This window comes from Mycolicibacter nonchromogenicus (genome assembly GCF_002101775.1).
GTDB lineage: Bacteria > Actinomycetota > Actinomycetes > Mycobacteriales > Mycobacteriaceae > Mycobacterium > Mycobacterium nonchromogenicum.
Genome location: NZ_LQPI01000038.1, coordinates 1 through 12,364, shown reverse-complemented (window position 1 = coordinate 12,364; position 12,364 = coordinate 1). Strand labels below are relative to the sequence as shown.

The following is a 12,364-nucleotide window of genomic DNA, read 5'->3' as shown; positions in this document are numbered from 1 at the left end:
TCCGACGTTTCGTGGGTCGCTACGGGTGCTATGGGTGGCACCGGGGCGACCGGTGCCCCGGTGCAGGGAGCAGCCGAGAATGCGTGTTGTGTCCGGTGTAGTCATCAATGTCGGCGCAGCCGATTTTAGGATGGCCAGGTGCCTGATCTCACGGAGAAGCATGCGGCGATCTGTTTGAACATGATCGTCCGCAACGAGGCGCACGTGGTCTGCGAGGCACTCGATTCGCTGGCGTCCTACATCACTTCGTGGGTGATTGTCGATACCGGTTCGGACGACGGAACACAGGATGTGATCCGTGATCACATGGCGAGCCTCGGCATTCCTGGTGAGCTTCATGAACGTCCGTGGCGCGATTTCGGCAGCAACCGTACCGAAGCGCTGAATCTCGCCCAAGGCCACGGCGACTACATCTGGGTCATGGACGCAGACGACATTCTCGTCGGCACACCAGAACTCGGCAACCTTGAAGCGGGTTGTTATTCCGTGCGCTACCAGATGGGGGGCGATGTCACGTGGTGGCGTCGGCAGTTATTCCGCGACGGGTTGCCTTGGCGTTATGAGGGCGTTGTTCACGAGACCCCCGCGTGCGATGCGTCCTTTACCGACGCACGTCTGGAGGGTGACTATTACATCGACTACCGGCAGGTGGGCTACCGCAGCCTCGCTGGTGAGAAATATGCGCGTGATGCCGAGGTGTTGCTGGCTGAACTCGAGCGCAATCCCAACGACCTTCGATCGATGGCCTTCCTAGCCCAGTGCTACTTCAATGCAGGCGATCATTCCAACGCGCGCAAGTGGAATGAGCGGCGGATCGAATTGGGTGACAAGTCTTATCTTGTTCTGCAACAGATCGCGATGTCGATGCAGCACGTCGGGGAACCTTGGCCAGATGTTCAAGACGCCTATCTCAGGGCGTGGGAATTCCAGCCGAGTCGAGCCGAGCCGCTCTATTCCATCGCCGAGTCTTACCGCATCGCGGGGCGTTTCCAGTTGGGCTATCTGTTCGCCAAGCGTGCCGCGCAGATCCCGCTCCCCGAGGGGGACGACGTCTTTGTCTGGTCGGATGTCTATGCGTGGCGGGCGGTTGATGAGCAGGCGGTTTGCGCGTCGCAGTTGGGGCGGCATGCCGAGGCGTTTGCGTTGTGCCGTTACGTGGTGGCCTGGCCTGATGTGCCGGATGATGAGCGGCAGCGGGTTGCGGGGAATCGCGACTATTCGGTGCCTTCGATGCTGGATGTGGCGTCGGTGTATCCCGGTGAGTTGGTAGGTGGTCTGGTCGCCGGGTTGCGCGAGGCCGAGGTGACCGTCGCCATGGTGGCCGGCTCGGACCGTGATGTTGTTGAGCTGACGTTGAATTCGTTTGTGAACTGTTGTGCCGATGTGTCGCGGGTGGGTCGGTTTGTGGTGGTCGATGCTGGCTTGTCGGCTGTGGATCGGGCGGTGCTGGCGCAGCGGTATGGGTTCGTGGATTTCATCGACGCTGATGCAGGTGGCGAAGGCGATGATCAGCTGGCGCGGTTGTGCGCTGAGGCCGGTGGCCGGTATTTGCTGTATCTGGGTTCTGGTTGGCGGTTTTTCGCCCCCGAGGCATATATCACTCGGCTGACTGCGGTGTTGGCGGCCGAGCAGGATGTGTATCAGGTGGGAGTCAACTTCACGGACGCGGTGAAACCGAACGGGGCTTGTGCGTCCGAGGAGGTGGTGCGCCGGACAGCTGATGCTGGACGCTACGTGCTGGCGGGCACAGTCACGTTGGGGCCCGCGATGTATGACACCGAACGGTTCGATAATCGTGAGGGTTTGGGCACCGCCACCCTCGACGAAGTGCTCTGCCTGCTCGGCGGAGCGCCGTAGCCCGAAGTGCTGGCCGTCGTCACCGATCGATCAGCAGCGCGGCTAAGCGGCGCTCAGCCCGAGCGGCCCCGCCAACTCCGTCAGCGTCGGCAGCAGGTTCTCCTGGCCGCCCAGCACTTGGATGGTCACCTGATCCGCGCCGGCCTCCAGGTGCTCGCCCAGGCGGGCGGCGATCTGCTCGGCGGTGCCGTGCGCCACCACCGCATCGATCAACCGGTCACTGCCCGGCGCGCTCACGTCGCGGTCGCTGAAGCCCAGCCGGCGCCAGTTGTTGACGTAGTTGGACAGCCGCAGGTAGAAGCCGACCGCCTCGCGACCGGCCTCGCGGGCCGCGGCGGCATCGGTGGACAGCACCACCTTGTGCTCGGGCGCCAGGAACACCGACGGGCCGACCAGATCGCGCGCGCTCGCGGTGTGCTCGGGTGTGGTCAGGTAGGGGTGTGCGCCGGCGCTGCGTTGCGCCGCCAACTCCAACACCTTCGGGCCCAGCGCTGCCAGCACCCGGCGACTGGTGGGCACCGCGGCCTCATCGAGGACGTCCAGGTAGTCGATGAGGGCACGGTAGGGGCTGCGGTATTCGGCGGTGGCCTCGGGGTGACCGACGCCGATACCGAGCAGGAACCGGCCCGGGTAGGCGGCTTCGATGCGGTGATAGGACTCGGCGACCTGCGCGGCCGGCGCCGACCAGATGTTGACGATCCCGGTGGCCACCTGCAGCGATGACGTCGCCGCCAGCAGCGGCTCGACAAACGCCAGGTCGGCGGCCGGTGAGCCGCCAACCCATATCGCGCCGTAGCCCAGCCGTTCGATCTCCGCGGCCTGCTCCGGAGTGGGGGATCCGAAGGTCCACACCGCGTAGCGGCCCAGGTCGGGTTTGAGTGCCAACGTGTCCGCCATGCCTGACTCCTGTGTTCGTCGCAGTTACTCGGTGGGCAGGGGATGCGAGTTGGGGGCCGGTTCGGTTTCGGTGGCCCCCGGACGCAGCATGGCCGCCACATCCACGCCCGATGCCTTCAGCGTCTCCAGCACCTTGGCAATTCCCAGGGGACTGATACCCAACAGACCGCCGATCGCATCCTGCGCGTCGCCGGCGCCGCCGATGATCGAGAGTCGCTCGATGTCCGACAGCGGTGCGGCTGCGGCCTGGGTGGCCGAGACCACCGAGGCCAGCACATCCGGCAGCATCAACATTCGGGCCGCCTCGGCGCTGTAGCTGTTGAGGGCATTGGCGATCTCCTTCTTGCCCTCCGCTTCGGCGAGCAACTTGGCCTTGGTGCCCTCGGCCTCGGCGACCAGGCGCGCCCGGGCGCCGTCGGCTTCGGCCTGGCGTTCCACCCGCAGCGCGTCGGCGGCGGCCTTGCGCGCATCGGCTTGGGCTTCACCGGCTTGGCGGGCGGCCTCGGCCTGGGCCTGAGCCGCCAGGATGGCGGCCTGGCGCTGACCCTCGGCGCGGGCCACGTCGGCTTGGCGCTGCGCCTCGGCGGGGGCGATCACATCGGCCTGCAGAGCGGCTTGGGCCTGCTCGGCGCGCCGCTGCTCCACCTCGATGCGGGCCTGCACCCGGGCGGCCTCGGCCTGCTCCACGGCGATGCCGACGTCCTTCTCGGCGCGGGCGTGCGCCAGCGGACCGGCCTGGTCGGCCTGGGCGTTCTCGGCCTCGGTCTGGGCCCGTAGCCGGGCCAGCTCGACGTCGCGCTTCTGATTGGCGGTCGCGATCGCCGTATCGGCTTCGGCCTGGGCGACCGCCCCGGCCTGACGGGCCTTGGCCGACTGGATCTGGGCATCCCGCTCGGCTTCGGCGGTGCCGACGGTGGCGTCCCGTTTCACCTCGGCGATGCGGCGCTGACCCAGCGATTCGAGATAGCCGTTGCGGTCGGAGATGCCGGCGATCTTGAGGACGTCGACCTCCATGCCGATGCGGGCCAGGTCGGCACCGGCCTCCTCGACCACGCTGCGGGCCAGCGTGTCGCGGTTGGAGTTGAGATCCTCGACGGTCATCGTCGCGGTGATGCCGCGCAGGCTGCCGGCGAGGATGTCGTTGATCTGGCGCTGCAGCTCGTCGAGATTCGACGTCAGGAAGCGCTGCACCGCGGTCTGCACGGCTTCGTCGGCCGAACCGATCCGGACCAGGCCGACGGCCTCCACATTGACCGGCACACCGTTGTTGGACAGCGCGTTCTGCAGATTGATGCTGACGTTGAACGGCTCCAGGCTCATGATGTCGACCCGTTCGATTCCCGGCATCCTGAACCTGGCCCCGCCGCGCACCACCTTGGGCTGGCCGCGCCCGGTGAACACCGCGACCTCGTTCGGCGGAACCTTGATGTAGTTGTGGACGTAGATCATCGGCAACGCGACCAGCAGCAGCAGTGCTGCGACGGTGGCGACGATCACGATCAGGACAAGCGACACGGTTGACTGCCTCTCCAGCGGGTTACTGAGCGGGTACTGCGACGACGTGCAGGTATTCGGCGTCGACATCGGCGATGTAGACGCGGGTGGCTTTGGCCAGGGTCTGCGGCTCCGGGCTGATCGCCCGGGACCGGACCCGGTTGCCGTCGGGGTCGACGAAGGCGATCTCACCCCAGCCGCCGGGCGGCACGTCGATGGTCACCGTGCCCAGCAGGCCGATGTAAGCCGACCGCCCGTGCTGGGAATTGGCTTCCTGTCGGCGCAGGTAAGGCAGGGCAAAGCCCTGCAGCAGGAGGGTCAGCGTCAGTCCGGTGCCGAGACCCAGCGCAGCCGCGGGCACCGCGCCGAACCCCGCCCAGGTGCCCACCAGTCCGCCGGCACCCGTTCCGACCAGGGCGGCCGACATTCCGGTCAGGCTCAGAAACGGCAGCCCGTCATGGCCGAAATCGGTCAACAGCAGGGCGGTGAGCAGGGCGATCGCACCGACGGCGAAGGCCGCCAGGTACACAATCGTCACAACGCCTCCCGCCTGGAACGCCGCCTCTTCACCGATCGTCGAGGTCATCCTCGCATGCCGCTGTCACCAGCGAAGGCCGCTTTTTTGGCGTGAGAGGCAGATGCGGGTATCGTAGGTCGGCGGTGCGGCGTCCGCGTCGACTCTTGCGTGTCCAGTCTGAGATTCTCGGGGTTTCCACCTGGAATTTCCTGTCACCGGCCCACGTTTTGCAGTCGTAGTCGATGCTGCGCCGTGACGGGCGCATGCACACGCGACAAGTAAGTCAGACAACGGAGGATCGCCGGAGCGTAATGGCCAAAAAAGACGGTGCAATCGAGGTCGAGGGTCGAGTGGTCGAACCTCTGCCCAATGCGATGTTTCGCATTGAGCTGGAGAACGGTCACAAGGTGCTCGCCCACATCAGCGGCAAGATGCGCCAGCACTACATCCGCATCCTGCCGGAAGACCGGGTGGTCGTGGAGTTGTCTCCCTATGACCTGTCCCGGGGACGCATCGTCTACCGGTACAAGTAGCTCCCGACCGCCCGAAATACGTCAACCAGCGATTAGAACAGGACCACAGCAGCCGTGAAGGTGAACCCCAGCGTCAAGCCGATCTGCGACAAGTGCAGGGTGATCCGTCGGCACGGCCGGGTCATGGTGATCTGCTCGGACCCGCGCCACAAGCAGCGCCAGGGCTAGCAGTCGCCGGCCCGGCGTAGCCGGGCACCAGCCACAACTGAATGCAGACCTCCCAGTACCAGTGAGCGGATAGGCCGCCCACACACGCCCGGATCGGAGGCCGGGCCCCGGAGCAGTCAGCCGGGAACGGACTGGGATCACAACCTCCGCAACGAAAGATGAAAGGGGCCTGCCCCCATGGCTCGACTTGTGGGCGTCGACCTGCCGCGCGATAAGCGCATGGAGATCGCGCTGACCTATATCTACGGCATCGGCCGTACCCGCTCCAACGAAATCCTGGCCGCGACCGGTATCGACAAGGACCAGCGCAGCAAGGATCTGACCGACGACCAGCTCACCCAGTTGCGTGACTACATCGAGCGCAACCTGAAGGTTGAGGGTGACCTGCGCCGCGAGGTGCAGGCCGACATCCGTCGCAAGATTGAAATCGGCTGCTACCAGGGTCTGCGGCACCGTCGCGGTCTGCCGGTGCGCGGCCAGCGGACCAAGACCAACGCGCGCACCCGTAAGGGTCCGAAGCGCACCATCGCCGGTAAGAAGAAGGCCAGGTAATCGTCATGCCACCGAAGAAAGCGACCGGCCCCAAGAAGGGTCAGAAGACCCGCCGGCGGGAAAAGAAGAACATCCCGCACGGTGCCGCTCACATCAAGAGCACCTTCAACAACACGATCGTGACGATCACCGACCCGCAGGGCAACGTGATCGCATGGGCGTCGTCGGGCCACGTGGGCTTCAAGGGCTCGCGTAAGTCCACCCCGTTCGCCGCGCAGCTGGCCGCTGAGAACGCTGCCCGCAAGGCGCAGGAGCACGGCGTGAAGAAGGTCGACGTGTTCGTCAAGGGCCCGGGTTCGGGTCGTGAGACCGCGATCCGCTCGCTGCAGGCCGCCGGCCTCGAGGTCGGCGCGATTTCCGATGTCACCCCGCAGCCGCACAACGGCTGCCGTCCGCCCAAGCGGCGTCGGGTCTAGGAGGACTGAAACAACATGGCTCGTTACACCGGACCCGCCACCCGCAAGTCCCGTCGTCTGGGCGTCGACCTCATCGGCGGCGACCAGGCATTCGAGAAGCGGCCTTACCCGCCCGGCCAGCACGGCCGCGCCCGGGTCAAGGAAAGCGAATACCGACTGCAGCTGCAGGAGAAGCAGAAGGCTCGCTTCACCTACGGCGTCATGGAGAAGCAGTTCCGTCGCTACTACGAGGAAGCCGTCCGTCGTGGCGGCAAGACCGGCGAGGAACTGCTGCGCATCCTGGAGAGCCGGCTGGACAACGTGGTTTACCGCGCCGGCCTGGCCCGCACCCGTCGGATGGCCCGCCAGCTGGTCAGCCACGGCCACTTCACCGTCAACGGCGTGAAGGTCGATGTCCCCAGCTACCAGGTGTCGCAGTACGACATCATCGACGTCAAGGACAAGTCGCTCAACACGGTGCCGTTCCAGATCGCCCGTGAGGTCGCCGGTGACCGTCCCGTCCCGGGTTGGCTGCAGGTGGTCGGAGACCGCCAGCGCATCCTGGTTCACCAGCTGCCCGAGCGTTCGCAGATCGTCGTCCCGCTCACCGAGCAGCTGATCGTCGAGTACTACTCGAAGTAAGACAACTCGGGGTCCGACCCCGAGTCCCCCAAACGGCATCAAATAGCGGGTGCCAGAAGGAGAAAAGAAACCATGCTGATCTCGCAGCGTCCGACTCTGTCCGAAGAGGTCGTGGCCGAGAACCGGTCGCAGTTCGTCATCGAACCGCTGGAGCCGGGATTCGGTTACACCCTGGGCAACTCGCTTCGTCGCACCCTGCTGTCGTCGATCCCCGGCGCGGCGGTCACCAGCATCCGCATCGACGGTGTGCTGCACGAGTTCACCACGGTCCCCGGCGTCAAGGAGGATGTCACCGACATCATCTTGAACCTCAAGGGCCTGGTGGTCTCCTCCGAGGAGGACGAGCCGGTCACCATGTACCTGCGCAAGCAGGGTCCGGGTGTGGTCACCGCCGGTGACATCGTTCCGCCGGCGGGCGTGACGGTGCACAACCCCGACATGCACATCGCCACGTTGAACGACAAGGGCAAGCTCGAGGTCGAGCTGATCGTCGAGCGCGGCCGCGGTTACGTTCCGGCCGTGCAGAACAAGGTGTCGGGCGCCGAGATCGGCCGCATCCCGGTCGACTCGATCTACTCGCCGGTGCTCAAGGTGACCTACAAGGTCGAGGCCACCCGTGTCGAGCAGCGCACCGACTTCGACAAGCTGGTGCTGGACGTGGAGACCAAGAACTCCATCAGCCCGCGGGACGCGCTGGCCTCGGCCGGTAAGACCCTGGTGGAGCTGTTCGGTCTGGCGCGTGAGCTCAACGTGGAGGCCGAAGGCATCGAGATCGGGCCGTCGCCGGCCGAAGCGGACCACATCGCGTCGTTCGCGCTGCCGATCGACGACCTGGACCTGACCGTGCGGTCTTACAACTGCCTCAAGCGCGAGGGTGTGCACACGGTCGGGGAGCTGGTCGCTCGCACCGAGTCCGATCTGCTCGACATCCGCAACTTCGGTCAGAAGTCCATCGACGAGGTCAAGGTCAAGCTGCACCAGCTCGGCCTGTCGCTCAAGGACAGCCCGGCCAGCTTCGACCCGTCGCAGGTGGCGGGCTACGACGTTGCCACCGGCACCTGGTCGGCCGAGGCCGGTTACGACGAGCAGGACTACGCCGAAACCGAGCAGCTCTAACAGATTTCCGTCCCGGCCCTACCTGATACGGGGGCCGGCCCCATTTAGGAGAAGTCGCAATGCCCAAGCCCACCAAGGGCCCCCGCCTCGGCGGAAAGTCCTCGCACCAGAAGGCGCTCTTGGCCAACCTGGCCACGTCGCTGTTCACTCACGGCCGGATCAAGACGACCGAGCCGAAGGCGCGGGCATTGCGGCCGTACGCCGAGAAGCTGATCACGCACGCCAAGAAGGGCACCCTGCACAACCGGCGTGAGGTGCTCAAGAAGATCCGCGACAAGGACGTGGTGCACTCGCTGTTCGCCGAGATCGCCCCGCACTTCGCGGACCGCGAGGGCGGCTACACCCGCATCATCAAGGTCGAGCCGCGCCAGGGCGACAACGCCCCGATGGCCGTGATCGAGCTGGTCCGCGAGCGGACCGTGACCTCGGAGGCGGACCGCGCTCGTCGCGCCGCGGCCAAGGCGGCGAAGGCGGCCAAGGCCGAGGAGCCCGCCGAGGACAAGGTCGAGGCCGAGGACAAGTCCGAAGAGCCGACCGCCGAGGCGACCGAGGCGGCTGAGGCCACCGAGGCAGAGGCCACCGATGCGGCCGAGGGTACCGACGAGTCCTGACGGCACGGCCGAAGTCGTCCGACTTCGGCTCGACATCGCCTACGAGGGCACGGAGTTCGCCGGCTGGGCGGTTCAGGCGGGACAGCGCACGGTCGCCGGAGTTCTCGATGAGGCTCTGACGACCGTGTTCCGCACTCCGGTGCGGTTGTTCGCAGCGGGGCGCACCGATACCGGCGTGCATGCCACCGGACAGGTCGCCCACGTCGATGTTCCGGATTCGGCACTACGACATGCCTATTCGCGGACCCGGCGTGACGGCGAGCCGGAATTCCTGGCGCTGACCCGGCGGTTGGCGCGTTTCCTGCCCAGCGACGTGCGAGTGTTGCGGGTGCGGCGCACCGTCGCCGACTTCGACGCCCGGTTCTCGGCGCTGCGGCGTCACTATGCCTACCGGCTGTCGACGGCGCCCTATGGGGTGCTGCCTGCGGACGCCCGCTACATCACCGCGTGGTCGCGTCCGCTGGACGTCGACGCAATGAACGAAGCCTCCGGAAAACTGGTGGGGCTGCATGACTTCGCGGCCTTCTGCCGACACCGCGAGGGGGCGACCACTATTCGCGACCTGCAACGCCTGGACTGGGTCCGCGACGGCGATCTGGTCACCGCGCATGTCAGCGCCGACGCGTTCTGCTGGTCTATGGTGCGCTCCCTGGTGGGGGCGATCCTGGCGGTCGGTGAGCACCGCCGTGACGTCGCGTGGTGTGCCGACCTGCTGAACGCCGAACGCCGATCCAGTGATTTCACCGCCGCCCCGGCGCGCGGGCTCACGCTGGTGGGCGTCGACTACCCGCCGGATGACCAGCTGGGGGCGCGCACGCTGATCACCCGGGACTTGCGCACGCGCCAGTGATCGCTCGCGAGATCGGGCTGACGCAGGTCTCTACTCGCACTTTCCCTGCGGGAAACCGATCTCGCGGTTGGGTTCGCGCTTACAGCAGCCCGGCGACGAACGCGGCGGCCTGATTGGTCATGCCGGGTGTGTAGCCGGAGTGCGCGGAGAACATGCGCCCGGGCGAACACACCGGGTCGCCGTCGGTACACAGGTCGATGGTCTTGAACCCGTAGACCGGACTGTTGGTCAGCGGCTGCCCGATCTTGTTCGACGGGTTGCCGAACACCGCGATCGCCGCGACGTGGTCGGCGGCTTCAGGCGGCAGCGGCGCGGTGAAACCGAAGCCGGGCACCGGTGCGGCCGCCACGATGTCGATGATCGCCGCGCCCTGGGAATACCCGCCCAGGACCAGGCGGGTGGCCGGGCAGTTCTCCACCATCCACATGATGTGACCGCTGGCGTCGTTGGCGCCGTCGGCCGCCCGGCCGAAGTCGTAGCTGGCCGGGTAGTTGACCGCGTAGGCGCCCACCGATTTGGATGTTCGCCCCCGCAGGGCACTGACCAGGCCGTCGCCGACCCGGCCCAGGCCCGGCGGCTCGTGGGTCCCGCGGGCGAACACCACCTCGACGTCTGGGCAACCGTCGGCTGAGGCTGCCGGCATCGATGACGGGTCCACCAACAGTGCGGCAGCAGCGACCCCTGCTGCCAGGACGCGGAGTGCCTTCATAGTGAACGATAGTAGCGAAAATAAGCCTTGACGAGCTAACTAACTACGGCACCAACACCGGCGCCGGGCCCGCGGACCGCAGCCGGCTCGCGATGAAGTTCGCCGCCTGGCTGGTCAGCGCCGGGATGTAGCCGTCGGTGTGGTCGACCCACTCGTTGCCCGGGCCTTCGTGGCAGATCGGGTCGCCGGGGTTGCACAGGTCAAGAGCCTTGGAGCCGAACAGGGCGCTCTGCACGCTGATCGGTCCGCCGGCGCGGTCGGCGGGGTTGCCGAACGTCGTCACCGCCACCACCTGGTCGGCGTACTGGGCCGGCAGCTGGTTGCCCCAGGTGATGCCGCCGACCTGGGTACCGGTGACGATGTCGATGACCGAGGCGCCCTGCGAGTAGCCGCCCAGCACCAGCTGGGTGTCCGGGCAGACTTCGGCCGCCGCCTTGACCCGCCGGATCACGTCATTGGCTCCGTCGCCGCCACCCAACTGCAGCCGGCCGGCGGGGTAGTTCACGGCGTACTCGTCGACCTTCTTGGAGGTCTGCTGGCGCAGCGAGTCGATGAGGGCCCGCCCGACGCGGCCCACGCCCGGGGGCTCGCTGGTGCCGCGGGCGAAGATGACCTCGACATCCGGGCAGTCGTAGGCGGACGCCTCCGGGGCGACCCCCGGCGCGACGGCCGGCAGCGTCAACAGTGCGCCTGCCATCAATGTCGCGGAAAAAATGCTGCTCAGCTGAACCAAACGCATACCCGAGATGGTACCCAAGGCCGGATTCGATACCGACGGGCCTGTGGATGGGCGTCTACGGTCGCGGCGGTCTCACGATTAGCGTGTGGCCGATATGGCCGGGCGACCCACCACGCAGCTTCAGCTCAGTGCACAGCGCTTCCTGGGCCGGCGAATGGAGCGGGCGTTGCGGTGCGGGCAGGTGACGGCCACCCCCGTCCTCGGCCGACGCGCCCTGGCCCTGGGGTGGCTGGTGAGCATGGTGGTGGCCGCCGGCGCGGTTCTGCTGGCCGTCCTGCGGCCGCAGCCCGCCTTGGGCGAAGCGCCCATCGTGCTGGACCGCGCGACGGGTGCGCTCTACGTCCGGATCGCCGACACGATGCATCCGGTGTACAACCTCGCCTCGGCGCGGCTGATCGCCGGCGCGGTAGACCCCCGACCGGTGGACGGCACCGCGATCGGCCGGGCACGGCGCGGGCCACCGCTGGGTATCCCCGGCGCGCCGGGGGTACTCGGGGCGCCGCTGCCGGAGCCCGCGACGTGGTCCCTGTGCGAGGACCCCGCCGGCACCACCCTGATCGTCGGCCCCGACCCGCCACCGACCGGCACCCTCGACCAGCCGATGCTGGCCGGTTCGGACTCCGGGGCCATCTTTCTGCTCCGCGACGGGCGCCGTCATCCGGTCGGCCCCGCCGATCCGCGGCTGGACTCCGCCGTGCCGAGACGGCTCTCGGCGTTGCTGATCAACGCGATCCCCGAGGCCTCGCCGGACGCACCGGAGGCCCCTGGTCCGGCGGGCATGGTTCCGGCGACGCTGTGCGTGCACTGGCGCGCCGACCATCCAGCCGGGATCACCCTGTCGAACGGGGTGGCACTGCCGGCGGGGGAGGCGCCGACGGCGCTGGCCGGGGCCGACGGGCCGGGCCCCGCGCTGGACGCGGTCTATCTGCCAGCCGGACACAGTGCCTACGTACGCGCGGCCGACACCTCGGGTCGTCGCGGCGGGGTCGGCTATCTCATCGCCGACAGTGGGGCGCGGTTCACCGTCGACGATGACGATGCCGCGCGCAGGCTCGGGCTGCCTGCGGTGGCCGCCGGGGTGCCGTGGCCGCTGCTGGCCGGGCTGCCGGCCGGGCCCCGGCTCAGTCGCGACCAGGCGCTGTCGGGTGGCGCCGCCACCGCGCCCGGCCGGTGACGGCTGCCAGGAGCAGGGCCAGTAGGGCAGCGGTGCCGCCGATCGCGGTGCGCTCCACCGGTCGGGGGTCTACCGCGCCGGCGATCAGCCGCGCCGAGGCGAGGTTGTAC

General features: G+C 67.6%; 15 protein-coding genes. 10 read left to right on the top strand and 5 right to left on the bottom strand.

The features are described 5' to 3' along the window. Positions 1 to 138 precede the first annotated feature (138 nt). Positions 139 to 1,857, top strand: coding sequence for a tetratricopeptide repeat-containing glycosyltransferase (locus AWC18_RS08095; RefSeq protein ID WP_234806461.1), 1,719 nt, complete (start codon positions 139 to 141; stop codon positions 1,855 to 1,857). A 42-nt stretch (positions 1,858 to 1,899) separates the two neighbouring features. Here AWC18_RS08095 and AWC18_RS08090 read toward each other — a convergent pair whose 3' ends face one another. Genes AWC18_RS08090 through AWC18_RS08080 form a run of 3 tightly spaced genes read right to left on the bottom strand, consistent with a single transcriptional unit; the run spans position 1,900 to position 4,834 of the window. Next, positions 1,900 to 2,754: an LLM class F420-dependent oxidoreductase gene (locus tag AWC18_RS08090; protein WP_085138349.1), complete on the bottom strand. Its 855-nt coding sequence runs from the start codon at positions 2,752 to 2,754 to the stop codon at positions 1,900 to 1,902. Positions 2,755 to 2,778: 24 nt separating this feature from the next. After that, a complete protein-coding gene (locus AWC18_RS08085; protein ID WP_064997054.1) occupies positions 2,779 to 4,269 on the bottom strand; it encodes a flotillin family protein in 1,491 nt (496 codons plus the stop codon). Between the two features lie 22 nt (positions 4,270 to 4,291). Continuing rightward, on the bottom strand, positions 4,292 to 4,834 hold the full coding sequence (locus tag AWC18_RS08080; protein WP_208858339.1) for a hypothetical protein: 543 nt from the start codon (positions 4,832 to 4,834) through the stop codon (positions 4,292 to 4,294). A gap of 242 nt (positions 4,835 to 5,076) precedes the next feature. On the opposite strand from AWC18_RS08080, the gene infA reads away from it, so the two are divergent. The 8 genes from infA to truA all read left to right on the top strand — a co-directional run bounded on the left by infA (position 5,077) and on the right by truA (position 9,632). Then, on the top strand, positions 5,077 to 5,298 hold the full coding sequence (infA, locus tag AWC18_RS08075) for a translation initiation factor IF-1 (RefSeq protein ID WP_003418601.1): 222 nt from the start codon (positions 5,077 to 5,079) through the stop codon (positions 5,296 to 5,298). Between the two features lie 54 nt (positions 5,299 to 5,352). Then, a complete protein-coding gene (rpmJ, locus tag AWC18_RS08070) occupies positions 5,353 to 5,466 on the top strand; it encodes a 50S ribosomal protein L36 (protein WP_003879483.1) in 114 nt (37 codons plus the stop codon). 177 nt (positions 5,467 to 5,643) lie between these two features. After that, positions 5,644 to 6,018 (top strand): 30S ribosomal protein S13, encoded by a 375-nt coding sequence (gene rpsM, locus AWC18_RS08065; protein ID WP_024443769.1) that lies wholly within the window; start codon positions 5,644 to 5,646, stop codon positions 6,016 to 6,018. Between the two features lie 5 nt (positions 6,019 to 6,023). Next, the gene (gene rpsK, locus AWC18_RS08060) at positions 6,024 to 6,434 is read left to right on the top strand and encodes a 30S ribosomal protein S11 (protein ID WP_046189661.1); all 411 of its coding nucleotides are present in this window, start codon (positions 6,024 to 6,026) and stop codon (positions 6,432 to 6,434) included. Between the two features lie 15 nt (positions 6,435 to 6,449). Beyond that, the gene (gene rpsD / locus AWC18_RS08055) at positions 6,450 to 7,055 is read left to right on the top strand and encodes a 30S ribosomal protein S4 (RefSeq protein ID WP_064997053.1); all 606 of its coding nucleotides are present in this window, start codon (positions 6,450 to 6,452) and stop codon (positions 7,053 to 7,055) included. Between the two features lie 72 nt (positions 7,056 to 7,127). Beyond that, positions 7,128 to 8,171: a DNA-directed RNA polymerase subunit alpha gene (locus AWC18_RS08050; protein WP_064997052.1), complete on the top strand. Its 1,044-nt coding sequence runs from the start codon at positions 7,128 to 7,130 to the stop codon at positions 8,169 to 8,171. Positions 8,172 to 8,230: 59 nt separating this feature from the next. Continuing rightward, entirely contained in the window at positions 8,231 to 8,782 is a 552-nt protein-coding gene (rplQ, locus tag AWC18_RS08045) for a 50S ribosomal protein L17 (protein WP_085138348.1), read from the top strand. Further along, positions 8,754 to 9,632: a tRNA pseudouridine(38-40) synthase TruA gene (gene truA, locus AWC18_RS08040; protein WP_085138347.1), complete on the top strand. Its 879-nt coding sequence runs from the start codon at positions 8,754 to 8,756 to the stop codon at positions 9,630 to 9,632. Before rplQ ends, truA begins: the two co-directional genes overlap by 29 nt. Positions 9,633 to 9,711: 79 nt before the next feature. Here truA and AWC18_RS08035 read toward each other — a convergent pair whose 3' ends face one another. Together AWC18_RS08035 and AWC18_RS08030 are read right to left on the bottom strand one after the other, a co-directional pair. Beyond that, on the bottom strand, positions 9,712 to 10,341 hold the full coding sequence (locus AWC18_RS08035) for a cutinase family protein (RefSeq protein ID WP_064997049.1): 630 nt from the start codon (positions 10,339 to 10,341) through the stop codon (positions 9,712 to 9,714). A gap of 43 nt (positions 10,342 to 10,384) precedes the next feature. Then, positions 10,385 to 11,080, bottom strand: a complete 696-nt coding sequence (locus AWC18_RS08030) for a cutinase family protein (protein WP_085138346.1) — start codon at positions 11,078 to 11,080, stop codon at positions 10,385 to 10,387. Positions 11,081 to 11,174: 94 nt separating this feature from the next. Here AWC18_RS08030 and eccB point away from each other — a divergent pair, with 94 nt between their 5' ends. Beyond that, on the top strand, positions 11,175 to 12,254 hold the full coding sequence (gene eccB / locus AWC18_RS08025) for a type VII secretion protein EccB (protein ID WP_085138345.1): 1,080 nt from the start codon (positions 11,175 to 11,177) through the stop codon (positions 12,252 to 12,254). The last annotated feature ends 110 nt before the right edge of the window (positions 12,255 to 12,364 follow it).